Source organism: Geodermatophilus sp. SYSU D00779, from assembly GCF_054050595.1.
In genome coordinates, this window is the sequence record NZ_JBJGZQ010000037.1 from 1 (window position 1) to 22,242 (window position 22,242).

Annotated in this window: 26 protein-coding genes; 10 read left to right on the top strand and 16 right to left on the bottom strand. The window is 75.2% G+C overall.

Annotated features, from left to right (window positions below; genetic code table 11):
- Positions 1-97: 97 nt before the first annotated feature.
- Entirely contained in the window at positions 98-445 is a 348-nt protein-coding gene (gene rsrA, locus ACI79G_RS22400) for a mycothiol system anti-sigma-R factor (protein WP_091212780.1), read from the bottom strand.
- Complete coding sequence (locus tag ACI79G_RS22405) at positions 442-1,137, bottom strand: sigma-70 family RNA polymerase sigma factor (RefSeq protein WP_456883249.1); 696 nt, start codon at positions 1,135-1,137, stop codon at positions 442-444. The genes rsrA and ACI79G_RS22405 overlap by 4 nt, the downstream gene beginning before the upstream one ends.
- A 235-nt stretch (positions 1,138-1,372) precedes the next feature.
- Here ACI79G_RS22405 and ybaK point away from each other — a divergent pair, with 235 nt between their 5' ends.
- Positions 1,373-1,846, top strand: coding sequence for a Cys-tRNA(Pro) deacylase (ybaK, locus tag ACI79G_RS22410; RefSeq protein ID WP_456883250.1), 474 nt, complete (start codon positions 1,373-1,375; stop codon positions 1,844-1,846).
- Between the two features lie 163 nt (positions 1,847-2,009).
- Here the strand turns inward: ybaK and ACI79G_RS22415 are convergent, their stop codons facing one another.
- Together ACI79G_RS22415 and ACI79G_RS22420 are read right to left on the bottom strand one after the other, a co-directional pair.
- Positions 2,010-3,560, bottom strand: a complete 1,551-nt coding sequence (locus ACI79G_RS22415) for a fused MFS/spermidine synthase (RefSeq protein WP_456883251.1) — start codon at positions 3,558-3,560, stop codon at positions 2,010-2,012.
- Position 3,561: 1 nt separating this feature from the next.
- Positions 3,562-4,308: an SOS response-associated peptidase gene (locus ACI79G_RS22420; RefSeq protein ID WP_456883252.1), complete on the bottom strand. Its 747-nt coding sequence runs from the start codon at positions 4,306-4,308 to the stop codon at positions 3,562-3,564.
- A gap of 170 nt (positions 4,309-4,478) precedes the next feature.
- Here ACI79G_RS22420 and ACI79G_RS22425 point away from each other — a divergent pair, with 170 nt between their 5' ends.
- The 3 genes from ACI79G_RS22425 to rsgA all read left to right on the top strand — a co-directional run bounded on the left by ACI79G_RS22425 (position 4,479) and on the right by rsgA (position 8,290).
- Entirely contained in the window at positions 4,479-5,939 is a 1,461-nt protein-coding gene (locus tag ACI79G_RS22425) for an NAD-dependent succinate-semialdehyde dehydrogenase (RefSeq protein WP_456883253.1), read from the top strand.
- Between the two features lie 54 nt (positions 5,940-5,993).
- Positions 5,994-7,274: a 3-phosphoshikimate 1-carboxyvinyltransferase gene (gene aroA, locus ACI79G_RS22430; protein ID WP_456883254.1), complete on the top strand. Its 1,281-nt coding sequence runs from the start codon at positions 5,994-5,996 to the stop codon at positions 7,272-7,274.
- 107 nt (positions 7,275-7,381) lie between these two features.
- On the top strand, positions 7,382-8,290 hold the full coding sequence (gene rsgA / locus ACI79G_RS22435) for a ribosome small subunit-dependent GTPase A (RefSeq protein ID WP_456883255.1): 909 nt from the start codon (positions 7,382-7,384) through the stop codon (positions 8,288-8,290).
- 63 nt (positions 8,291-8,353) lie between these two features.
- Here rsgA and ACI79G_RS22440 read toward each other — a convergent pair whose 3' ends face one another.
- A complete protein-coding gene (locus ACI79G_RS22440; RefSeq protein WP_456883256.1) occupies positions 8,354-9,037 on the bottom strand; it encodes a helix-turn-helix domain-containing protein in 684 nt (227 codons plus the stop codon).
- 35 nt (positions 9,038-9,072) lie between these two features.
- On the opposite strand from ACI79G_RS22440, the gene ACI79G_RS22445 reads away from it, so the two are divergent.
- Entirely contained in the window at positions 9,073-9,504 is a 432-nt protein-coding gene (locus ACI79G_RS22445) for a VOC family protein (RefSeq protein ID WP_456883257.1), read from the top strand.
- A 261-nt stretch (positions 9,505-9,765) separates the two neighbouring features.
- Here ACI79G_RS22445 and ACI79G_RS22450 read toward each other — a convergent pair whose 3' ends face one another.
- A complete protein-coding gene (locus ACI79G_RS22450; protein ID WP_091212797.1) occupies positions 9,766-10,302 on the bottom strand; it encodes a DUF2087 domain-containing protein in 537 nt (178 codons plus the stop codon).
- Positions 10,303-10,354: 52 nt separating this feature from the next.
- On the opposite strand from ACI79G_RS22450, the gene ACI79G_RS22455 reads away from it, so the two are divergent.
- Together ACI79G_RS22455 and hisN are read left to right on the top strand one after the other, a co-directional pair.
- Complete coding sequence (locus tag ACI79G_RS22455) at positions 10,355-10,531, top strand: DUF2795 domain-containing protein (RefSeq protein WP_091212799.1); 177 nt, start codon at positions 10,355-10,357, stop codon at positions 10,529-10,531.
- Positions 10,532-10,553: 22 nt separating this feature from the next.
- On the top strand, positions 10,554-11,360 hold the full coding sequence (gene hisN / locus ACI79G_RS22460) for a histidinol-phosphatase (protein ID WP_456883258.1): 807 nt from the start codon (positions 10,554-10,556) through the stop codon (positions 11,358-11,360).
- Between the two features lie 50 nt (positions 11,361-11,410).
- Here hisN and ACI79G_RS22465 read toward each other — a convergent pair whose 3' ends face one another.
- From ACI79G_RS22465 to ACI79G_RS22495, 7 genes are all read right to left on the bottom strand, one after another.
- Positions 11,411-11,581 (bottom strand): hypothetical protein, encoded by a 171-nt coding sequence (locus ACI79G_RS22465; protein ID WP_175479354.1) that lies wholly within the window; start codon positions 11,579-11,581, stop codon positions 11,411-11,413.
- Positions 11,582-11,723: 142 nt separating this feature from the next.
- A complete protein-coding gene (locus tag ACI79G_RS22470) occupies positions 11,724-12,227 on the bottom strand; it encodes an XdhC family protein (protein WP_456883259.1) in 504 nt (167 codons plus the stop codon).
- Complete coding sequence (locus ACI79G_RS22475) at positions 12,224-13,012, bottom strand: alpha/beta fold hydrolase (protein WP_456883260.1); 789 nt, start codon at positions 13,010-13,012, stop codon at positions 12,224-12,226. The genes ACI79G_RS22470 and ACI79G_RS22475 overlap by 4 nt, the downstream gene beginning before the upstream one ends.
- Positions 13,009-14,052, bottom strand: a complete 1,044-nt coding sequence (locus ACI79G_RS22480; protein ID WP_456883261.1) for an aldo/keto reductase — start codon at positions 14,050-14,052, stop codon at positions 13,009-13,011. Before ACI79G_RS22480 ends, ACI79G_RS22475 begins: the two co-directional genes overlap by 4 nt.
- Before the next feature lie 44 nt (positions 14,053-14,096).
- On the bottom strand, positions 14,097-15,317 hold the full coding sequence (locus tag ACI79G_RS22485; RefSeq protein WP_456883262.1) for a cytochrome P450 family protein: 1,221 nt from the start codon (positions 15,315-15,317) through the stop codon (positions 14,097-14,099).
- 141 nt (positions 15,318-15,458) lie between these two features.
- Positions 15,459-16,238: an aldo/keto reductase gene (locus ACI79G_RS22490; RefSeq protein ID WP_456883263.1), complete on the bottom strand. Its 780-nt coding sequence runs from the start codon at positions 16,236-16,238 to the stop codon at positions 15,459-15,461.
- A 50-nt stretch (positions 16,239-16,288) separates the two neighbouring features.
- Positions 16,289-16,591 carry an alpha/beta fold hydrolase gene (locus tag ACI79G_RS22495; RefSeq protein WP_456883264.1) on the bottom strand — a complete coding sequence of 101 codons (303 nt, stop codon included), beginning with the start codon at positions 16,589-16,591 and terminating at the stop codon, positions 16,289-16,291.
- 247 nt (positions 16,592-16,838) lie between these two features.
- Between ACI79G_RS22495 and ACI79G_RS22500 the strand changes: the two genes are divergently transcribed.
- Both ACI79G_RS22500 and ACI79G_RS22505 read left to right on the top strand, forming a co-directional pair.
- Positions 16,839-18,248, top strand: a complete 1,410-nt coding sequence (locus tag ACI79G_RS22500; protein WP_456883265.1) for a cystathionine beta-synthase — start codon at positions 16,839-16,841, stop codon at positions 18,246-18,248.
- 77 nt (positions 18,249-18,325) lie between these two features.
- Entirely contained in the window at positions 18,326-19,471 is a 1,146-nt protein-coding gene (locus ACI79G_RS22505; protein WP_456883266.1) for a cystathionine gamma-synthase, read from the top strand.
- Positions 19,472-19,505: 34 nt separating this feature from the next.
- Here the strand turns inward: ACI79G_RS22505 and map are convergent, their stop codons facing one another.
- Together map and ACI79G_RS22515 are read right to left on the bottom strand one after the other, a co-directional pair.
- Entirely contained in the window at positions 19,506-20,276 is a 771-nt protein-coding gene (map, locus tag ACI79G_RS22510) for a type I methionyl aminopeptidase (protein WP_456883267.1), read from the bottom strand.
- A gap of 91 nt (positions 20,277-20,367) precedes the next feature.
- Positions 20,368-21,237, bottom strand: a complete 870-nt coding sequence (locus ACI79G_RS22515; RefSeq protein ID WP_456883281.1) for a polysaccharide pyruvyl transferase family protein — start codon at positions 21,235-21,237, stop codon at positions 20,368-20,370.
- Between the two features lie 101 nt (positions 21,238-21,338).
- On the opposite strand from ACI79G_RS22515, the gene ACI79G_RS22520 reads away from it, so the two are divergent.
- A complete protein-coding gene (locus ACI79G_RS22520) occupies positions 21,339-21,848 on the top strand; it encodes a VOC family protein (RefSeq protein ID WP_456883268.1) in 510 nt (169 codons plus the stop codon).
- A 26-nt stretch (positions 21,849-21,874) separates the two neighbouring features.
- On the opposite strand, the gene ACI79G_RS22525 is transcribed toward ACI79G_RS22520, so the two are convergent.
- Entirely contained in the window at positions 21,875-22,162 is a 288-nt protein-coding gene (locus ACI79G_RS22525; RefSeq protein ID WP_456883269.1) for a GNAT family N-acetyltransferase, read from the bottom strand.
- Between the last annotated feature and the right edge of the window lie 80 nt (positions 22,163-22,242).

Genomic DNA, 22,242 nt, shown 5'->3' on the forward strand with positions numbered 1-22,242 from the left:
CTGAACGCCAGAGGCCCAGAACCCGTCGGGTTCTGGGCCTCTGGCGTTCAGGCCACCCCCAGGAGCCCGCGCCGAGCGTGGGGGGGAGGGTGGTCCTTCAGGCGGTGGTGGGCCGCTCCTGCGTGCGCTCCACGCTGACCCGCTCGACGCTGACCTGCGTACCGTCCTCCTCGAAGGAGACGGAGGTCAGCTGCAGCTTGATCCGGTCCCGCAGGCCGGGCGGCGGGGTGTCGCCCCCGCAGCGACGGCGGACCAGGGCCTTGAACTCCTGCTCGATGCCGAACTGCCGCAGGCAGGGCGAGCAGTCCTCGAGGTGCTCGGCGATGACCTCGCGCCGGGCGGGCTCGGTCTCGTGGTCGAGGAACTCGAACACGTGGGACAGGACGTCGTCACAGGAGTCGATCGAGATCGGCTCGCCGGCGTCCGGACGCTGGTCGCTGGTCATGAACGGCTCGCCTCCTCCCCGGCACCGGCCCGGACGAAGCCGCGCTCCCGGGCGTAGTCGGCCAGCAGCTTCTGCAGCCCGCGGCGGCCGCGGTGCAGGCGGGACATCACCGTGCCGATGGGCGTGCCCATGATCTCGGCGATCTCCTTGTACGCGAACCCCTCGACGTCGGCGAGGTAGACCGCCAGGCGGAAGTCCTCCGGCAGCTGCTGGAGGGCCTCCTTGATGTCGGAGTCCGGCAGGTGGTCCAGCGCCTCGATCTCCGCCGAGCGCAGGCCGCTGGAGGTGTGCTCCTCGGCGGCGTACAGCTGCCAGTCCTGCACCTGGTCGGTGGGGTACTGCTGCGGCTGCCGCTGCTTCTTGCGGTAGCTGTTGATGTAGGTGTTGGTCAGGATCCGGTACAGCCAGGCCTTGAGGTTCGTGCCCTCGGCGAACTGGTGGAAGGCCGAGTAGGCCTTCACGAACGTCTCCTGGACCAGGTCCTCGGCGTCGGCCGGGTTGCGGGTCATCCGCAGGGCCGCCGGGTAGAGCTGGTCGAGGTAGGGCAGCGCGTCCCGCTCGAAACGGGCGTCGCGCTCGGCACGGGTCTCGTCGACCTCCGTGCGGCTGCCGCCCTCCCGCGCTTCGGGCACCTCGACCGGCGAGCTCTGCTCGACGGCGTCGGCGGTCGTGGTCTCGGGCGTGCGGTCCACGGACTCCTCAGGCACCGACCGTCCTCTCTGCGGAGCCCGGACGCGGGCCACCGCCTCCGACGATCCTAGCCGCGCGGCACCGGGCCGGCCCGGGGGCCGCCGGAGCGCAGGGCGCTGGCGTGCGCTGGTGGAGAGGGTGCTGCTCACGGCCTGTCCAACCGTGCGCGCGTGGGCGCCCATTCCCCGGTGTGAGGTGGAACCAGGTGGGCGGCGCCGCTGGCTACGCTCCCGCACCGTGGCGGCGACCCCCGCGGTGCGGGCTCTCGAGCGGGCCCGGGTGGCCCACACCCTGCACACCTACGACCCGGAGCACGCCGAGGGACACGGGTACGGGGAGGCCGCGGTGGCCGCGCTCGGCCAGGACCCGCGGCAGGTGTTCAAGACGCTGGTCGCCCGGGTGGACGGCGCACTGACCGTCGCCGTCGTCCCGGTGGCCGGGAGCCTGGACCTCAAGGCGCTGGCGGCGGCGACCGGCGGGCGGAAGGCGACGATGGCCGACCCGGCCGACGCCGAGCGCACGACCGGCTACGTGCTCGGCGGCATCAGCCCGCTCGGGCAGCGCAAGGCCCTGCCGACGGTCGTCGACGAGTCCGCCCTGGAGTTCCCCACGGTGATGGTCAGCGCCGGACGGCGGGGCCTGCAGGTGGAACTGGCACCGGCCGACCTGGTGCGGCTGACCCGCGCGCGCACCGCCGCGATCGGCCGCTGACGGCCTCGCCGCATCCCGCTCCCCCGGACGATCATGGACCTGCGGTGGCGACACGACGTCCGTCGTGGGCGTGTCGCCACCGCATCTCCATGATCACCGCTGGGGCGGGCACAGGGGCGCAGGCTCAGGGCGGGGGCCGGGGCGCCCGGCCGTCCCGGTGGGTTCAGGAGCCGGCCGTGGCGTACGGGGTGAGCAGCTGGTCGACCGGCGCGTGGTCGTCGGTGAGCACCTCGGCGTCCCCGACGAACTCCGCCAGCTCCGCGCCGGAGGCCACCCGCCAGTCCAGGTCCCGCTCGCCCAGCTCGGTGCCGACCGCGTCGAGCGGCAGCGGCTGCTGCGAGGCCAGGACGACGACGTTGCCGCCCTCCTCCCCCGCCAGGACGGCGTCCCGGGCGAGCAGCGCGACGTGCGGGAAGACCGCCCGCAGGGTGGCCAGCTCGGCGCGCACGAAGGCCAGCGGCGGGTGGTCGATGAGGTTGGCGACGTAGACGCCGTCGTCGGTGAGCGCGCGGTCGACCAGGCCCAGCGCCTCCACGGTGGTCAGCTGCCAGGGCACCGACAGCCCGCCGAACGCGTCGCCGACGACGAGGTCGCGCTCCCCGGGTGCCTCCTGCTCGAGCCCGACGCGGGCGTCGGCGACCTCGACGCGCAGGCCGTCGGTCTCGGTCAGCCCGAGCTGCTGGCGGTCCATCGCGACCACCCCGGGGTCGACCTCGACGACCAGGCTCTCGGTGCCCGGGCGGACGGCGGCGAGGTAGCGCGGCACGGTCGCCCCGCCGCCGCCGAGGTGCAGAGCCGAGAGCGGCTCGCCCGCAGGCGCCATCGCGTCGGTGACCGCGGCGATCGCCCGGACGTACGTGAACTCCAGGTACGTGGGGTCGGCCAGGTCGACGTAGGAGTGCCGCAGCGTGTCGAGGACCAGCACCCGGCCGCTGTCCCGCTCGGGGTCGGCGGCCACCCGTGCGCAGTGGTAGGCGGTCTCGGCCTGGCAGCGGCTGGGCGCGACCGCGGCGAGCAGCGAGCCGGCCACGGCCAGCAGGAGCAGCGCCACCGGCACCCGCCCGGCGGCACCCCCGGTGCGCCGCCGCAGCAGCACCCCGACCGCGATCCCCGTCAGCACGGTGACCAGGCCGGTGCCGACGAGGATGCCGCTGGTCGGGAACACCGCGACCAGCAGGAAGCCGGTGAGGAAGGTGGCGGCGATCCCGCCGAGGGTGCCGATGCCCGAGAGCCGGCCCACCACCGAGCCGGTCTCGGCGAGGCTGGCCAGCTGCAGCTTGACGACCATCGGCGGCACCGCCGACAGCAGCGCCGCGGGGACGACGACGGCGACGGCGGCCAGCAGCAGGACGCTGCCGGCGTCGGCACCGGTCAACACCGACCCGGCGAAGCGCACCAGCGGCAGGACGGCGACCACGAGCGCGCCACCGGCGACCAGCAGCGGCGCGATGAGCCGGCGCGGGTCGGTGCGGTCGGCCAGGGCACCGCCCATCCACGCCCCGACCGCGATCGCGGCCAGCGCGAAGCCGATGACCGCGGTGTTGGTCTGCAGGGTGATGCCGACGTAGGGCGCGATCAGCCGCAGCCCGGCGATCTCCAGGACCAGCACGGCGCCGGAGGCCAGGAAGGTGACGACGGCGGCCACCCCGTCGGGCAGCGCGGCCGAGCCGGTCCGGTCGCCGCTCTCGGCCAGGGCCTCCTCGGTGTCGGCCACCTCAGAAGAGCGCGGGCTGGTCGGCCGGCGCGGCGACCGACTCGACGCGGGCGGTCAGCTCGACGCCGTTGTTCTTCACGCTGTTGACCGCGGGGCTCACCGGCCGCACCTCCAGGCCCTCCACCAGCTCCGGCGGGGTCGGCGCGGCCAGCTCGGCGACGTCCTCGCGCGCCGGGTCCAGCCAGTCGGCCCAGCGCTCGCGGGGCAGCACCAGGGGCATCCGGTCGTGGATCTCGGTGAGCGCGCCGACGGCGGGCTCGGTGATGACCGTGCAGGTGTAGAGCCGGTCGTCGCCCTCGCCCCAGACCTCCCAGAGACCGGCGAAGGCGAGCACCAAGCCGTCGCGCGGGGTCACGTAGTACGGCTGCTTGCCGGGGCCGTCGAGCTTCCTGGCCCACTCGTACCAGCCGTCGGCCGGCACCAGGCAGCGGCGGGAGCGGGCGGCGCGGCGGAAGGCCGGCTTCTCGGTGAGCGACTCGACGCGGGCGTTGAGCATCCGGTTCCCGACCGACGGGTCCTTGGCCCAGGAGGGCACCAGGCCCCAGCGGACGGCGCGCAGCTCGCGGTGCGCGGCACCGGTGGGCGCCCCCTCCGCGTCGCGCTCGCGCTTGGTGCGCACGACGTAGACGTCCTTGGTCGGGGCGACGTTGTAGTCGGCCGGGAGCGGGGACTGCCCCTCGGCCGGGACCGCGTCGAACTCCAGGACGAGGTCCTCGGGACGGCGGCTGGCGGCGTAGCGGCCACACACGGCGGCACTCCTCCCTGCGGGCGGACGGCGGGCGGCGGCTCGGTCCGGCGGACCGTGATCGCGAGCGTAGATCGCCGTGCCGACATCCGCCGCCCCCTGCGCATGCCCCCGGGGGCGAGGGGTAGGACGGGACCGGACACACCCGAGCAGCGCGACGGAGGCACAGAGCAGTGACCACCACCGAGACCGTCCCGGTCGGCAAGACCGCGAGCACCACCGGCGACCGGCCGTACGCGACGGTCAACCCGGCCACGGGCCGGACCGAGAAGGAGTTCCCCTTCCTCGACAGCGAGGAGGTCCCGGGCGTCGTCGAGAGGGCGCACGCGGCCTTCCAGGACTGGCGCCGCCGGCCGGTCGAGGAGCGGGCCGCGGTCGTCGGCCGGATCGGCGAGCTGGTGACCGAGCGCCGCGACGAGCTGGCCGCGCTCATCACCCGCGAGATGGGCAAACCGGTCCGCGAGGCCGCCGGTGAGGCCATGCTGGTCGCCGGCATCTTCGACTACTACGCGAAGAACGGCCCGCGCTTCCTGGAGCCGCGGCCCATCGACGTCATGGACGGCGAGGCGGTCGTCGTCAACGAGCCGACCGGCGTCCTGCTGGCCATCGAGCCGTGGAACTTCCCGCTGTACCAGGTGGCCCGCGTCGCGGCACCCAACCTGGTGCTGGGCAACGCGATCCTGCTCAAGCACGCGGAGAACAACCCGCAAACCGCGCTCGCGCTGGAGCAGCTGTTCCACGACGCCGGCGTCCCCGAGGGGGTCTACACCAACCTCTTCCTGCGCATCTCCGACGTCGAGCAGGTCATCGCCCACCCGCACGTGGCCGGTGTGACCTTGACCGGCAGCGACCGGGCGGGCAGCGCCGTGGCCTCCCTGGCCGGCAAGTACCTGAAGAAGTCGGTGCTGGAGCTCGGCGGCAGCGACCCGTTCATCGTCCTCGACGCCCCTGAGGTGGAGAAGACGGTGAAGGCCGCGGCGATGTCCCGGACCATGAACGCCGGGCAGGCCTGCATCGCCGCCAAGCGGTTCATCGTCATGGACGACGTCTACGACGAGTTCGTCAGCGGGCTCGCCGAGGTCTTCTCGGGCCTGCAGCCGGGCGACCCCAGTGACCCGTCCACGCGGCTGGGCCCGCTGTCCTCCGAGCGCGCCGCGGCCGACCTCACCGCCCAGGTGCAGGACGCGATCGACAAGGGCGCCACGGTGCTGGCCGGCGGCGGCCGCCCGGACCGCGAGGGGGCCTACGTCCACGCCACCCTGCTGGCCGACGTCACCCCGGAGATGCGCGCCTACCGCGAGGAGCTGTTCGGCCCGGTCGGCGTCGTCCACCGGGTCTCCAGCGAGGAGGAGGCGGTGCGGCTGGCCAACGACACGCCGTACGGGCTGTCGGCCACCGTCTTCAGCGGCGACGTGGAGCGTGCCCGACGGGTGGCCGACCAGGTCGACTCCGGCATGGTGTGGATCAACTCGCCGTCCGGGACGTCACCGGAGCTGCCCTTCGGCGGCGTGAAGAACTCCGGCTACGGGCGGGAGCTCTCCGAGCTGGGCATGTTCGAGTTCGCCAACCGCCGGCTGGTGCGCGTCGCGGGGGCCAAGAAGTCGAAGCCGGCGGACGCCGCGGCCGCGGGCTGAGCCCTGCTCTGTCGCGCCGGCCGGCCGGTCGGCGCGACAGGGCAGGATGGTCCCGTGAGCGAGGTCTGGACGACGCCGCACCGCGTCACCCCGGTCGACGCCGTCGTGGCGCTGCCCGGGTCGAAGTCGTTGACGGCCCGGGCGCTGGTGCTGGCCGCGCTCGCCGACGGCCCGGGCCGGCTGGTCCGGCCGCTGCGGGCTCGGGACACCGACCTGATGGCGGCGGCGTTGCGGGCCCTGGGTGTGCGGATCGAGGAGGACGGCGGGGACTGGGTCGTCACCCCCGGTCCGCTGCGCGGTCCGGCCGAGGTCGACGCCGGCCTGGCCGGCACCGTCCTGCGGTTCCTGCCGCCGGTCGCCGCCCTGGCCGACGGCCCGGTGCGGGTGGACGGCGACCCGCGGCTGCACGAGCGGCCCAACGCCGGGCTGATCGCGGCGCTGCGGGACCTCGGCGTGCAGGTGGACGACGGCGGCCGCGGCCGGGCGCCGTTCACCGTGCAGGGCACCGGGCGGGTGCGCGGCGGCGCGGTGACCGTGGACGCGAGCGAGTCCTCGCAGATCGTCTCCGGGCTGCTGCTGGCCGCGGCCCGCTTCGACGAGGGCCTCGACCTCGCCCTCGCCGGCGGGGTCCCGTCGATGCCGCACGTGGAGATGACCGTGGAGTCGCTGCGCGAGCGCGGCGTCGACGTCGTCCGCACCGAGCGGGGCTGGCGGGTCTCCCCCGGCCCCGTCGCCGCGCGCGACGAGGTGCTCGAGCCCGACCTGTCCAACGCGGCCCCCTTCCTCGCGGCCGCGCTCGTGACCGGGGGGCGGGTGACGGTGCGCGACTGGCCCGCGGAGACCACCCAGCCCGGCGGCCGGCTGGACGCGCTGCTCGGTGCGATGGGCGCCGGCGTCGAGCGCACCGACGAGGGCCTCCGGGTCACCGGCACCGGCACCATCCGCCCGCTGGTCGCCGACCTCGGCGAGGTGGGCGAGCTGACGCCGGTGCTGGCCGCGCTCTGCGCCCTGGCCGACGGGACCTCCCGGCTGACCGGCGTGGGCCACCTGCGCGGCCACGAGACCGACCGGCTGCAGGCGCTCGACGAGGTGCTCACCGCGGTCGGTTCCCGCGTCGAGCAGCTGCCCGACGGCCTGGTGATCGAGCCGGGGCCGCACCGGGCGGCGCGCCTGGACAGCTATGCCGACCACCGGATGGTGCACGCCGCGGCCGTCCTCGGGCTGGCCGTCGAGGGCGTCGAGGTGCGCGACCCGGGTGCGGTGAGCAAGACGCTGCCGGACTTCGTGGCGCGGTGGGACGGGATGCTGGAGACGCCCGCGGGAGCCCTGCCCTGAGTCCCCGCAGGCACGACTCCCGGTCCGACGAGGACGACGTCCGGGTCCGGCCCAGCCGGCGCGGCTCCCGGCCCCGCACCCGCACCCGGCCGATCCACTCCGACGCCGTGCCGGGTCTGGTGGTCGCCGTCGACCGCGGCCGGATGACGGTGCGGATCGAGGGCCCCGACGGCGTCCCGCTCGAGGTGACCGCGATGCGCGCCCGCGAGCTCGGCCGGCACGGGGTCGTCGTCGGCGACCGGGTTCGGTTGGTCGGCGACACCAGCGGCCGGCCGGACACCCTCGCCCGCATCGTCGTCATCGAGGACCGGACGACGTCGCTGCGCCGCACCGCCGACGACACCGACCCCACCGAGCGCGTGGTGGTGGCCAACGCCGACCAGCTCGTCATCGTCACCGCGGTCGCCGACCCCGACCCCGCGCTGGGCTTCCTCGACCGCTGCGTGGTGGCCGCCTACGCCGGTGGCCTCGAGCCGCTGCTCTGCCTGACCAAGACCGACCTGGCCAGCCCGCAGCCGCTGCTCGACCGCTACGCCGGCCTGGAGGTCGACGCCGTCCCGATGTCGTGGGAGGCGCCGCTGGACCCGCTGCTGGAGCGGCTGCACGGACGGATGAGCGTGCTGGTCGGCCAGTCCGGCGTCGGCAAGTCCACGCTGGTCAACCGGCTGGTGCCCGACGCCGACCGGGCCACCGGCGAGGTCACCAAGGTGGGCAAGGGCCGGCACACGTCGTCCTCGGCGGTGCTGCTGGACCTGCCCGGTGGCGGCACGGTCATCGACACCCCGGGCATCCGCTCGTTCGGCCTGGCGCACGTGACCGCCGAGGACGTCGTCGCCGCGTTCGACGACGTCGCCGAGGCCGCGGTGGACTGCCCGCCCGGCTGCGGGCACACCGCCGAGGACCCCGACTGCGCGCTGGACGCCTGGGCCGACGCCGGTCCGCCCGCCCGCCGCGAGCGGCTGGAGAGCCTGCGCCGCCTGCTCGACGCCGTCGGCCAGCTCGGCCCCGGCTACTGAGCTGGCCGATCCGTACAAGACGGCCGCCCCGATCGGGACCAGGCTCGAGGCGTGCCCCCACCCTCAACCCCCGAGCAGCCGCCGCGGCGGCAACCCGGCCAGCCGGGTGACCTCGCGGGTCAGGTGCGCCTGGTCGGCGTAGCCGACGGTGGCGGCCACCTCGGCCAGGGGCTCACCGCGCCGGGCCCGGTCGAGGGCGAGCTGGAAGCGGCGGATGCGGGTCAGCGTCTTCGGGCCGTAGCCGAACGCCCGCGTGCTGACCCGGTGCAGGGTCCGCAGCGGCAGGCCGGTCCGCGCGGCCACCCGCCCGACCGGGGTGCCGACGGTCAGGGATCGGTCGAGCGCCGCGGCCAGCCGCAGCGCGGCGGGGTCGGGGTCGGCCCGTCGCCACAGAGCGGCGTAGGCCCGCTCGAGCAGCTCTCCTGGACGGGAGGCACCGCGTCCCGGGTCGGCTGCGCGGGCACCGACCAGCTCGGCGAGGTCGGTGCGGACGTCGGTGAGCTCGCTGGCGGGCCGCCCGAGCAACTCGGCCGCCGCACCCGGTGGCAGCCGCAGTCCGGCGATCTCCTCGCCGGGCTCGGTGTCGACGACGACCGCGCGGGTGTCCGGCCCGGCGACCACCAGGCACTCGCGCCACCACAGCAGGTCGACCGCGCCGTCGGGCAGCACCCGGTGCCCGGGGCCGGCCGTGACCCGCCACAGGACGGCACCCGTGCGCATCCCCCGCACCTCCCGGTAGCCGCTCACAGCCCGAGTCTGCCCTGACCGACGAGGAGACCCCCGTGCACCAGCAGGTCCACTTCACCACCCTGGCCAGCGCCGACCTCGACGCCGCCCGCCGCTTCTACGTCGACGGGCTGGGCTGGCGCCCGCTGCTCGACGTCCCCGGGGAGATCGTCTTCTTCCAGGTCGCGCCCGGCACGGTGCTGGCCTTCTTCGAGGCGGGGAAGTTCGCGCAGGACCTCGGCCGCGGCCCGGCGCGGCCCGCCGTCTCCGGCGTGACGCTGGCGCACAACGTCGCCGACCGGGACGCGGTCACCGCACTGGTCGACGCCATGGTCGCTGCCGGTGGCACGGTGCTCACCCCGCCGGAGGAGGGCGCCTTCGGCGGGGTGTTCCACGCGTTGGTGGCCGACCCGAACGGTGTCGTGTGGGAGGTCGCGCACAACCCGGGCTGGTCGGTCGGCGCCGACGGCACCGTCCGCCTCGGCTAGTGCCGCCTCCGCGCCTGCCTCCGGCGCCGGCGCCACCGCATGCGGTCCGGTCGGCGCAGCCGGGCGCGCACCGGGTCGGACCAGTTCCGGACGTGCCTCCGGCGCTCGCGGGATCGCAGCGTCGACCCGTGCTCCGGCGAGGGCGCGGAGGTCGTCGGCGTCGGGCACCGGCCGAGCGGAGGACCCGGTGGTCGCCCCGGGCGGCGAGTTCCCGGCGGCCCCTGCAGGGTCCCGCCGCGAGCTCACGAGTGGCGGGGTCCGTCAGACGTCGACCCAGCCGCCGCTGCGCCAGTAGAGGCCGGCGTCCCGGGTGAGCAGGCCCTCGTCGACCAGGTAGCGGCGCAGGGCGGCGGTGTCGGGGTGCCACACCGCCAGCAGCGCGTTGACCTCGCGCTCGGGGTAGCGGACGCCGACGTCGAAGACGCGGACCAGGTGCTCGAGCACGACCCGGCGCTTGCTCTGCTGGGCCGGGATGGACACCAGCCGGCCGTCGCGGACGAACGCGGAGAGGACGGCGTCCTCGGCGGGGTCGTCGGACAGCGGCTCCGGCGGCGGGGCGGCCTCGGCGGCGGCGCGGGCGGCGGCGCCGAACTGCTCGGTCAGCAGCTCGAGCGCGTGCCGGTCACGGCGGACCAGGCCCGCCCGCCCCAGCCGGCGCGCGGCCAGGGCGACGTCCTTCAGCGGCAGCCCGGTGGCCTCGGCGACCTCCTCGAGCGTGCCGGCGCCCAGGGCGAGGGCGGCGACGACCTTGAGCCGGGCGGGGTCGGCCAGCAGCCCGGCGATCGTCGCGGCGCGCACTCCCCGACGGTATCCGCGCATCGCCCGCGGCGGACGGGGGTAGGCCGGGGCCATGGTGAGCCCCATCGACATCCAGAAGGCCCTCAAGGGCATGGACTACCCGGCCACGAAGGAGCAGATCCTCGAGCACGCCAAGGGCGGCGACAAGGACGTGCTCGAGGCGCTGCAGAAGATCGACGACCGGGAGTACGAGGGTCCCAGCGGGGTCAGTGCCGCGGTCTTCGACTGAGCGCCCGCTAGGTTCGGTGCCCATGACACCGGGCCGGGACTACACGGGGGACATGCACCTGGCGCACGTGCTGGCCGACCAGGCGGACTCGATCAGCCTGGACCGCTTCCGTGCGCTGGACCTCCAGGTCGACACCAAGCCGGACCTCACGCCGGTCACCGACGCCGACCGGGCCGTGGAGGAGCAGCTGCGCATCACGCTGGCCCGCGCGCGCACCCGCGACGCGGTGCTCGGCGAGGAGATGGGCACGACCGGCCACGGCCCGCGGCGGTGGGTGCTCGACCCGATCGACGGGACGAAGAACTTCGTGCGGGGCGTGCCCGTGTGGGCCACGCTCATCGCGCTGTTCGACGGTGACGAGCCGGTCGTCGGCCTGGTCTCCGCGCCGGCGCTCAACCGCCGCTGGTGGGCGGCCAAGGGCGTGGGTGCCTGGACCGGCCGGCGGCTGGAGTCGGCGAGCCGCTGCACGGTGTCGGGCGTCGGCCGGCTGTCGGACGCCAGCCTGTCCTACTCCAGCCTCTCCGGCTGGGAGGAGCGCGGGCTGCTCGGCGGCTTCCTCGACCTGACCCGGTCGGTGTGGCGCACCCGCGCCTACGGCGACTTCTGGAGCTACGTGCTGCTGGCCGAGGGCGCGGTGGACCTCGCCTGCGAACCCGAGGTCTCGGTGTGGGACCTCGCCGCCCTCGACGTCATCGTCCGCGAGGCCGGCGGGACGTTCACCGACCTCTCCGGTCTCCCCGGCCCGACCGGCGGCAGCGCGCTGGCCACCAACGGTCGGCTGCACGACGCCGCGCTCGGCCTGCTGCGCCAGCCCGACCCGGCCGCCTGAGACGCACACCGGCCCGCCCCGAGCTCGGGGCGGGCCGGTGTGCGTCCCGTTCAGCGTCCGGTGCCGCGTCCGCCCTGGAAGCGGCGGCGGGCGTCGTCGATCTTCGCCCGGGTCTTCGGGTCCTTGGCCAGCTGCTGGGCCTTCTCGGTGGCCTGCGCGATGACCTGCCGGCCCTTCGGCGTGTTCGCGAACTGGGTCAGCTTGTTGAACAGCGACGCCATCCCCGGTCCTCCTCCGCTCGTCCGGGCGGCCGTTCCGCCCTCCTGTGCCGGTCAACGTGTCACCCGCGGCCCCCGTTCCGCACGCCAGCGATGGAGCGCGACCGCCGAGGTGCTGTGCCCCCGCGTGGGCTCGCGAGCTCCCTCACGTCGGGCGGTGGGCGAACCCACCGCTGCGGCCGTTGCGGTCGGCGAGCAGGCCGGCGAGCGTGCTCAGCGCGATCTCGGCCGGGGTCCGCGAGCCGATGTCCAGCCCGATCGGCCGGTGCACCCGCGCCACCTCCTCGGGCGGGACGCCGAGCGCGGCCAGCGCCGCCACGTGCGGGCCCTCGTGCCTCGGGTTGCCCATCACCCCGACCCAGCGCACCCGGCGGGCGAGGGCGTCGCGCAGCACCTCGCCGAGCTCGGGGCGGTGGTGGTCGGTGACGACGAGGTCGGCGCCCGAGAGGTCTCCGGTGACGTCGGCCAGATCCACCGCACCGGCGCCTCGGGAGGGGTCGGGGTCGAGCAGCACCGTGCGGAAGCCCAGCTCGGGCCCCCAGCGCAGCAGCACCTCGGCCACCGGCGACGCGAACACCGCGACGAGCACCCGCCCCGTGACCTCGGGCGCCGGTGCTCCGTGCGCCACCCCGCAGTTCGGGTCGGTCACGACACCTCCCCGAGGAAGTCGACCAGCGCCGCCGCGAAGGCCGGCGTCCGGAGGGCGGTCGAGTGGTCGCCGGGGACGACGGCCACCCGGGCACCGGGGATGGCCGCGGCGAGCGCCTCGGGGCGGTCCGCCAGTGGATCGGCGTCGCCGGCGAGGACGAGCGTGGGCGCGGTGATCGCGGCCAGGTCCACCTCACGGGTGTGCACCGCGCGGGCGTGCGCGGCCAGGGCGTGCCGGTCGGCGGCGAGGGCGTCGGCCATCCGGCGGAAGTCGACGGTGGCGGGGTCGCGCACGTCGGCGACGTCGGCCGCCTCCAGCGCGGCGGCCAGCCGGGCCATCAGGGCGGCGTGGCGCTCGGTTCCACCGGGCTCGACGAACGGGGCGCCGGCACCGCCGACGACCAGCCGGCGCACCCTCCGGTCGGTGGCCGCGGTCAGCATCGCGACCGTCGCGCCCATCGAGTAGCCCGCCAGGTCGAAGGAGTCGTGGCCGAGTGCGTCGGCGACCCGCCGCAGGTCGTCGGCCATCCGGCGCTCCCCGTAGGCGGCGGGGTCGTGCGGCTTGTCCGACCTCCCGTGCCCACGGGCGTCGACGCCGACGACCTCCCGACCGGCTGACAGGAGGACGCCGACGGTCCCGGTGCCGACCCAGTTGAGCCGGGTGTCCGCGACGAAGCCGTGCTGGAGGTACACCGGCGGCAGGTCACCGGGGGCGCCCCACCGGTGCACGGCGACCTCGACGCCGTCGGCCCCGGGCACCCGCAGCCTCGTCGCCGGCACGGTCACGCCACGCGCTCCGGGCTGTCGCCGTAGGTGTAGGAGGAGTCGACGTACCGGCCGCCCTGCGCGACCCCGGGCGGGGCGATCTCGCCCAGCCGCGCGAGGTCCTCGGCCGACAGCTCGACGGCGGCGGCCGCGACGTTCTCCTCCAGGTAGCGGCGCCGCTTCGTGCCCGGGATCGGCACCACGTCGTCCCCCTGGGCGAGGACCCAGGCCAGCGCGAGCTGGCCGGGCGTGCAGCCCTTCTCCTCGGCCATCGCGCGGACGGCGTCGACCAACCGCAGGTTGGCCGCGAAGGCCTCGCCGGTGAAGCGCGGGTGGCCGCGGCGCCAGTCGTCCTCGCCGAAGTCCTCCGGGCTGCGGATCGCACCGGTCAGGAAGCCGCGGCCCAGCGGGCTGAACGGCACGATGCCGATGCCGTGCTCGCGGGCCACGCCGAGCACGGCGTCCCCACCCGCCCCACCGCCCCCGGCCACTTCGAGGTCGCGGGTCCACAGCGACCACTCGCTCTGCAGTGCGGCGATCGGGTGGACGGCGACGGCGCGGCGGATCGAGGTGGCCGAGGCCTCCGAGAGCCCGAGGTGGCGGACCTTGCCCTGCTGCACGAGCTCGGCCATCGCGCCGACGGTGTCCTCGATCGGCACCTTCGGGTCGACCCGGTGCTGGTAGTAGAGGTCGATCACGTCGACCCGGAGCCGGCGCAGGCTGGCCTCGGCGCGGGCCCGCACGTTCTCCGGGCGGCCGTCGATGTCCATGCCGCCGCGGTCGTTGCGCGACAGCGAGAACTTGGTGGCCAGCTGCACCTCGTCGCGCCGTCCGGCGATCGCCTCGCCGACCAGCTCCTCGTTGTGCCCGTCGCCGTAGACGTCGGAGGTGTCGAGGAAGGTCACGCCGAGGTCGAGCGCACGGTGGATGGTCGCGATCGACTCGCCGCGGTCGGCCGCGCCGTACGACTGGCTCATGCCCATGCAGCCCAGGCCGAGGGCGGAGACGACCAGGCCGTCGCGGCCGAGCGTGCGGGTACCGACAGGAGAGGGAGAGGTCACCCCGGCATCCTCGCCCCGCCCCGCCCGGGCCCGCCACCGGCCGGCTACGCGGAGGCGCTCCCGGCGGCCGGGGGGCGCAGGACCACCGGCAGCGCCTCCAGGGCGTGGACGATGACGCTGCGCCGGTGGTGGAGGTCCTCCGGCGGCACGGCCAGGCGCAGGTCGGGGAACCGGTCGAGCAGCGACCGCAGGGCCACCTCCCCCTCGAGGCGGGCCAGGGGTGCACCCAGGCAGAAGTGGATCCCGTGACCGAAGGCCAGGTGCCCGCCGGTCTCGCGGTCGGGGTCGAGCAGCTCGGGCCGGTCGAAGCGTCCCGGGTCGCGGTTGGCCGCGCCCACGGACAGCGTGACCACCGACCCCGCGGGGATGGTGGTGCCGGAGTACTCGACGTCCTCGGCGGCGAAGCGCAGGGGGGCGTTGTGCACGGGGCCGTCCCAGCGCAGGAACTCCTCGACCGCCGCGGGGATCCGCTGCGGGTCGGCGAGCAGGTGCTCGCGCAGCGTGGCGTCGGTGGCCACGCCCAGCACCGCGTTGCCGATGAGGTTGGCCGTGGTCTCGTGGCCGGCGATGAGCAGCAGCACGCCCATCGCGACGACCTCCTCGGTGCTGAGCTGGTCGCCGGCCTCCGAGACCTCTACCAGCGCCGAGAGCAGGGCGCCGTCGGGGCTGCGCCGCTTGGTCTCGACGAGGGCGTGCAGGTACTCGGCCAGACCCGCGGTGGCCTGCTGCTGGTCGACGTCGTCGTGGTCGTCGACCAGGGCGCGCGACCAGGTGCCGAAGGCGTCCCGGTCGGTGTCGGGCACCCCGAGCAGCTCGCAGATGACGGCCATGGGCAGCGGCACCGCGTAGGTGGCCAGCAGGTCGACCGGCTCGGTCGCGGGCACCGCGTCGAGCAGACCCGTGGCCAGCACCTCGATGCGGGGGCGCAGCTCGGCGGTGCGCCGCGCGGTGAAGGCCCGGGAGACCAGCCGCCGCAGCCGCGTGTGGTCCGGCGGGTCGAGCAGGATCATCATCGAGCCGAAGGGGCCCGGCAGGCGCGGGGCCTCTGCGCGGACCTCCGGCGGCAGCATCGCGCGGTGGTCCTTGACCAGGCGGGGGTCGGTGAAGGCCGCGCGCACGTCGTCGTAGCGCGTGACCAGCCACGTGGTGCCGCCCCGGGGCAGCGCCACCTCGCGCACCGGGGCCTGGGCGCGCAGCCGCTCGTAGGCGGGATAGGGGTCGCGCCAGAAGGAGCCCTCGAAGACCGAGGCGTCGACCGCGGTCACCTCAGCACCGCACTGGTGCCTCGGGGCTGCGCCGGCGGTCCGGACGGGGAGAGCGGGATCTGGCTCACAGCCCCAGCCTCGGTGCCGCGTGCCCCGGCGGCAAGGCGGACGGCGTGTCCCCGACGCCGTCCGCCGTGGCGCTCACACCTGCGCCAGGCCGTCGATCCGGGCGACCTCGTCGTCGGTGAGCGAGAACCCGCCGATCGCCAGGTTGGCCCGGATCCGCTCCGGGGTGGCCGACTTGGGGATGACGACGACGCCGTGCTCCACGTGCCAGCGCAGCACCACCTGGGCCGGGGTGACCCCGTGCGCGTCGGCGACCTCGCGCAGCACCGGGTCGCCGAGGTCGGTGTTCTTGAACGGGCTGTAGCCCTCGAGGACGACGCCGCGCTCCCGGAGCCCGGCCTGGAGGGCCGGGTCGTACCGCGACGGTGCCCAGCTGACCTGGTCGACCTGCGGCGTCACACCGGTCGCCTCGGTCAGCTCGTCGATCTGCTCCAGCGAGTAGTTGCTCACGCCGATCGCCCGTGCCCGGCCGGCCTCGCGCGCGGCGACGAAGCGCTCCCAGACGTCCGGCCGGGCCCCACCGGGCGGCCAGTGGACGAGCCACAGGTCGACCGCGTCCACGCCCAGCGCGTCGAGGGACCCCGCCAGCACCTGGTCGGCCTGGTCGGCCCGTGGCGGCGGCAGCTTGGTCGTCACGAACACCTCGTCCCGGTCGACGCCGGAGTCGCGCAGCGCCCGCCCGACCTCGGCCTCGTTGCGGTAGATCGCCGCGGTGTCGATGTGCCGGTAGCCGGCGTCCAGGGCGGTGCGGACGGCCTCGTAGCACTCCGAGCCGTTCATCAGCCAGGTGCCGAACCCGAGCAGCGGCATGGCGGGGGCACCGTCGAGCGGGACGGTGGGGAAGCTCTGGGTCATGCCGCATCGTGTCGGCTGACCCGGTCGGCCGACAACACCCCGGGAGCCGGTCAGCCGAGGAACCCGTCGACGACTCCCGCGAGCTCGGGGCTCGGGGAGACGTCGTGGTGGGTGCGGCCGGGCAGGACGGCCAGCCGGGACGTCGGCCGCCCGGCGCCGTCCCACCCGGCGGCGCGCAGGCAGACGCCGCCGCCGAGCGGGCAGCCCATGAGGTCGGCAGGTCCCAGGTCGGGGTGCCGCACGAGGGCGGCCACGTCGTCGGACAGGGCGTCCCAGGGGAAGGGCCGGTCCACGTCGGCGGTGCGGCCGTGCCCCTGCAGCTCGACGGCCACCACGCGCCGCCCGGCGGCCACCGGTCGAGGACGTCGCCGAACGCCTCCACCACGCCGAAGCCGCCGTGCACGACCACCAGCGTGGTGCCGCCCTGCCCCAGGCTCCGTCAGTACACCCGCACCCCACCGGTGGCCGGTGCGCACCCCTCGTCGACCCGCAGGTCCCGTCGTCGTCATGCTGGTACGACGGCTCCCGGGCCCGGGAGACACCGCCGGTGGTGGGATGGGGCGCCGAGCGCCCGTCGGGGTGCCGGCCGAGGAGGTCTGCGTGCAGTACGCCGAGAACGTCATCGAACTGGTCGGGCACACCCCGCTGGTCCGGCTGACGTCCGTGACCCGCGACCTGGGGCCGGACGCGCCCCTGGTGCTGGCCAAGGTGGAGTACCTCAACCCCGGCGGCTCGGTGAAGGACCGCATCGCCGTGCGGATGGTCGACGAGGCCGAGGCCAGCGGCGCGCTGCAGCCGGGCGGGACGATCGTCGAGCCGACCAGCGGCAACACCGGCATCGGGCTGGCGCTGGTCGCCCAGCAGCGCGGCTACCGCTGCGTCTTCGTCTGCCCCGACAAGGTGGGCAAGGAGAAGATCGACGTGCTCAAGGCCTACGGCGCCGAGGTGCACGTCTGCCCGACCGCCGTCGACCCGGCCGACCCGCGCTCCTACTACTCGGTCTCCGACCGGTTGGCCCGCGAGATCCCCGGCGGCTGGAAGCCCGACCAGTACGCCAACCCGGCCAACCCGCGGTCGCACTACGAGACCACCGGGCCGGAGATCTGGGAGCAGACCGACGGCCGGGTCACCTGCTTCGTCACCGGCGTCGGCACCGGCGGCACGATCAGCGGCACCGGCCGCTACCTCAAGGAGGTCTCCGGCGGCGGGGTGCGCGTCGTCGGCGTCGACCCCGAGGGCTCGGTCTACTCCGGTGGCACCGGGCGGCCGTACCTGGTCGAGGGCGTGGGCGAGGACTTCTGGCCCGACGCCTACGACCGCACCATCGCCGACGAGATCGTCGCCGTCAGCGACGGTGACTCCTTCGCGATGACCCGGCGGCTGGCCCGCGAGGAGGGCCTGCTGGTCGGCGGCTCCTGCGGCATGGCGGTGGCCGGCGCGCTGCGCGCCGCCGAGCGCCTCACCAAGGACGACGTCGTGGTCGTGCTGCTGCCCGACGGCGGGCGCGGCTACCTCGGCAAGATCTACAACGACGACTGGATGGCCGACTACGGCTTCCTCGAGGGGGCCACCCAGGGCACCGTCGGCGAGTTGCTCGCCGGCAAGGGCGGGACGACGCCGGAGCTGGTTCACACCCACCCCAACGAGACGGTGCGGGACGCCATCGACATCCTCCGGGAGTACGGCGTCAGCCAGCTGCCGGTGGTGCGCGCCGAACCGCCGGTGACCGCCGGCGAGGTCGTCGGGTCGGTCGAGGAGAAGACGCTGCTCGACGCGCTGTTCGCCGGGCGGGCCACCCTCGCCGACCGGGTGGAGCGGCACATGTCCCCGCCGCTGCCCATCATCGGCTCCGGCGAGCCGGTCAGCGCCGCGGTCGCGGCCCTCGGGACGGCCGACGCGCTGCTGGTGCACGAGGAGGGCAAGCCGGCCGGCGTGGTCACCCGGCAGGACGTGCTCGGGCACCTGGCCGGCATGTCGTCTGCCGGGCTGGCTCCTACGGTCGAGTCATGAGCGCCGAGGACGACGCGCGAGCGAGCACCGCAGCGAGCGCCAGCGAGCGAGGAGCGGAACGAGGGCGGAGTCGAGCCATGGGACAGGGCTTCAACACCCGCGCCATCCACGCCGGGCAGGACGCCGACCCGGCCACCGGCGACGTCGTCGTCCCGCTGCACCTGGCGACCACCTTCAAGCAGGACGGCGTCGGCGGGCTGCGCGGCGGCTACGAGTACGCGCGCAGCGCCAACCCCACCCGGACGGCGCTGCAGGAGGCGCTGGCCGCCCTCGAGCAGGGCCGCACCGGGCTGGCCTTCGCCTCCGGCCTGGCCGCCGAGGACACCCTGCTGCGCACGGTCTGCGAGCCGGGCGGTCACGTCGTGCTCGGCGGGGACGCCTACGGCGGGACCTTCCGGCTGATCTCGAAGGTCGCCTCACGCTGGGGCGTCGAGCACACGCCGGCCGACCTGAACGACGTCGACGCGCTGCGGGCGGCCATCCGGCCGAGCACGCGGGTGGTCTGGTGCGAGACCCCGACCAACCCGCTGCTCAACATCGCCGACATCGCGCTGCTCGCCGAGGTCGCGCACGACGCCGGGGCGCTGCTCGTCGTCGACAACACCTTCGCCTCGCCCTACCTGCAGCAGCCGCTGACGCTGGGCGCCGACGTCGTCGTCCACTCGACGACGAAGTACCTGGGCGGGCACTCCGACGTCGTCGGCGGCGCGCTGGTCGTCGGGGACGACGACGAACTCGCCGAGCGGCTCGCCTTCCACCAGAACGCGATGGGCGCCGTCTCCGGCCCGCTCGCGGACTGGCTGGTGCTGCGCGGCATCAAGACCCTCGGCGTCCGCATGGACCGGCACCAGGCCAACGCCGCCCAGGTGGCGGAGTTCCTCCTCGGCCACCCGGCGGTCGCGTCCGTGCGGTACCCGGGCCTGCCCGACCACCCCGGCCACGACATCGCCGCCAAGCAGATGTCCGGGTTCGGCGGGATGCTCTCGTTCCGGCTCGCCGGTGGGGAGGACGCCGCGCTGCGGGTCTGCGAGCGGGCGCAGGTGTTCACCCTCGCGGAGTCCCTGGGCGGCGTGGAGTCGCTGATCGAGCACCCGGCGCGGATGACCCACGCCAGCGCGGCCGGGTCGCCGCTGGAGGTGCCGGCCGACCTGGTGCGGCTCTCGGTCGGCATCGAGGACGCCGAGGACCTCGTCGCCGACCTGGAGCAGGCGCTGACACCGTGACCCTCGCGGCGAGATCGGCGATCTCGCCGGTGGGTCATCGGGGAGCGGTGAGGATCCTGGGTCCGTCGTCGGTGACCGCCACGGTGTGCTCGACGTGCGCCGCGCGGCTGCCGTCGGCGCTGTACAGCGTCCAGCCGTCGGCGGCGACCCGGTAGTCGTCGCTGCCGCCGGCCAGGAACCAGGGCTCGATCGCGATCACCAGGCCCGGGCGCAGCGGCAGCCCGCGGCCGGGGCGGCCCTCGTTCGGGACGGACGGCGGCTCGTGCATCGAGCGGCCGACCCCGTGACCGCCCTGGTCGGTGTTGATCCCGCACCCGCCGGCCCGGCCCACCGCGCCGATCGCCGCGGAGATGTCGCCGACCCGGTTGCCGACGACGGCGGCGGCGATCCCGGCAGACAGCGCGCGCTCGGTGGTCGCGACCAGCTCGAGGTCCTCCGGCCGCGGCGTGCCCACCGGGAAGGTGATCGCGGCATCGCCCACCCAGCCGTCGAGGGTGGCCCCGGCGTCGACGCTGAGCAGGTCGCCGTCCTCCAGCTCCTGCGGGGTCGGGATGCCGTGCAGCGCGACGTCGTTGACCGACAGGCAGACGACGCCGGGGAACGGCGGCGTGGTGGCCAGCGGCGCGTACCCGAGGAACGGCGAGGAGGCGCCGGCGTCGGCGAGGACGGCGCGGGCCACCTGGTCCAGCTGGGTGAGCCGGACACCCGGGGCCGCGGCGGCACGGACGGCGGCCAACATGTCGGCCACGACCGCTCCGGCGGCGCGCATCGCGTCCAGCTCCCCCGGCGTACGCAACTCGATCAACGGTCCTCCTCGGGCGGCGAGATCGGCGGTCCCGCACGGATACGGGCCTACAAGGGTGCGAGATCGGGGATGTCGCCGGCGAGTCGGGGGCTCACCCGGCGAGCTGCTCCTCGAACCAGGCCCGCGCACGGGCGTTGCCCGCCCGGCCCCGCTCCCCCGCCGTCCGCACCCGCTCGGCCAGCTCGCCGGACAGGCAGCGCGCCAGGGCTGCGTCGAGTGCCTCGGCGGTGAGCTCGTCGGAGGGCAGGACGAGCGGCCAGTCCAGCGCCGCGGCCTGGCTGGTGACCTTGGCGCCGCCGGCGATCGGGTCGCAGGCGACGACCGGCCGGCCGTGCTTGAGGCCGAGCACCAGCGCGTGCAGCCGCATGCTCACCACGACGTCTGCCCGGCGCACCAGTGCCTCGACCTGGGCCGGACGGCGGGCGTGCGGCTTCTCGTAGAGGTCCATGTCGAGCTCGAACCAGGGCAGCGCGCGGTCGGCGAGCCACTCCTCGATGGCGTCGCGGACCCGCCCGGCCTGGCTGCGCTCCCCGTACTCGCCCTGCACCGGCGTGAACGCCACCGCGACCACCGGCACGTCGGGCTCCGGGCCCTCGACGGCGAGGTCCGGGCGGGCCGACCCCGGGGCGTCGCGCTCCCACACCCGGTCGAACAGGACCCGTGCGGACTCCTGCACCACCGACACGTTGACCGCCCAGCGCTGCGCGCCGGCGAAGGTCTCGGTGAGCTCGCGCAGCAGCGGCCGGTCGGCCAGGGGGCCGCTGACGAACACCAGGTGCGTGTAGGCGGCCGGGTCGACGTCCCGCCAGTCCACGCCGCGCTCCAGGTACGGCGCCCAGGCGACGTCGTGGTCGACGCCCAGGTCGGTGAGCCACCGGGCCACCACGTCGGCGCCCAGTTCGTCGCCGACGGTGGCGATCACCTCGTCGAAGGAGAACCACCCGGCGACCAGCACACGCATGGTCACCAGACTCGCACCGACAGGTGACCGGGACCCGTCGAGGGAACGAGATCCTGGTCGCAGCGGTTGTCCCGACCGCCGACCGACCCCGAGGAGGACCCGTGAGCGACACCGCCAGCGACCTGGACCTGTCCGCGATCGAGCGGGAGCGCGCCCGGATCCGGGAGGCGCACCTCAAGCCCTCGGGCGAGCGGCCGGCGTCGACGGCACGCGGTCTGCACCACACCGCGCTGATCAGCAGCGACGTCGAGCGCACGGTCCGCTTCTACCAGGACGTGCTGGGCTTCCCGCTGACCGAGCTGATCGAGAACCGCGACTACCCCGGTTCCTCGCACTTCTTCTTCGACATCGGCAACGGCAACCTGATCGCCTTCTTCGACTTCCCCGGCCTGGACGTCGGTCCCTACGCCGAGGTGCTCGGCGGGCTGCACCACATGGCCATCAGCGTCGACCCCGAGCGCTGGTCCGAGCTGGTGCAGCGGCTGACCGACGCCGGCGTGCCGCACGAGGTGCACAGCGGCGTCTCGGTGTACTTCCGCGACCCCGACGGCGCACGCATCGAGCTGATCGCCGACCCGCTCGGTGAGATGTACGGCCACCAGGTCCTCTGAAGGAGGACCCCGTCCCGGCCGCCGCTTCAGGCGGAGGTGTCGACCAGGTCGGCGTAGTCGGGGTGCCGGTCGATCCAGGCGCGGACGAACGAGCAGCGCGGCACCACCTGCCGCCCGTGCGCCCGGACGTCGTCCAGCGCGCCGCGGACCAGCGTGCTGCCCACGCCGCTGCCCTCGGCGTCGGGGTCGACCTCGGTGTGGGTGAACACCACCCGGTCGCCCCGCCGCTGGTAGTTGGCCAGGCCGAGCACGCGGTCGCCGGCACGGGCCTCGTAGCGGCCGGCCTCGGGGACGTCGGTGACGGTGAGCTCCATGCCGGCACATCCTCCTCGGCCCCGTCCAGGGCACCACCCCGAACCCTGACGGCCCCCTTGCCGGGTCCCGCCGCGAGCCT

Excerpts from the sequence above, each read along its gene's own strand:
- ACI79G_RS22525 (WP_456883269.1), bottom strand. The coding sequence starts at position 22,162 with ATGGAGCTCACCGTCACCGACGTCCCCGAGGCCGGCCGCTACGAGGCC.
- rsrA (WP_091212780.1), bottom strand. The coding sequence starts at position 445 with ATGACCAGCGACCAGCGTCCGGACGCCGGCGAGCCGATCTCGATCGAC.
- ACI79G_RS22515 (WP_456883281.1), bottom strand. The coding sequence starts at position 21,237 with ATGCGTGTGCTGGTCGCCGGGTGGTTCTCCTTCGACGAGGTGATCGCC.
- ACI79G_RS22490 (WP_456883263.1), bottom strand. The coding sequence starts at position 16,238 with ATGACCCAGAGCTTCCCCACCGTCCCGCTCGACGGTGCCCCCGCCATG.
- ACI79G_RS22455 (WP_091212799.1), top strand. The coding sequence starts at position 10,355 with ATGGTGAGCCCCATCGACATCCAGAAGGCCCTCAAGGGCATGGACTAC.
- ACI79G_RS22465 (WP_175479354.1), bottom strand. The coding sequence starts at position 11,581 with ATGGCGTCGCTGTTCAACAAGCTGACCCAGTTCGCGAACACGCCGAAG.
- ACI79G_RS22505 (WP_456883266.1), top strand. The coding sequence starts at position 18,326 with ATGGGACAGGGCTTCAACACCCGCGCCATCCACGCCGGGCAGGACGCC.
- hisN (WP_456883258.1), top strand. The coding sequence starts at position 10,554 with ATGACACCGGGCCGGGACTACACGGGGGACATGCACCTGGCGCACGTG.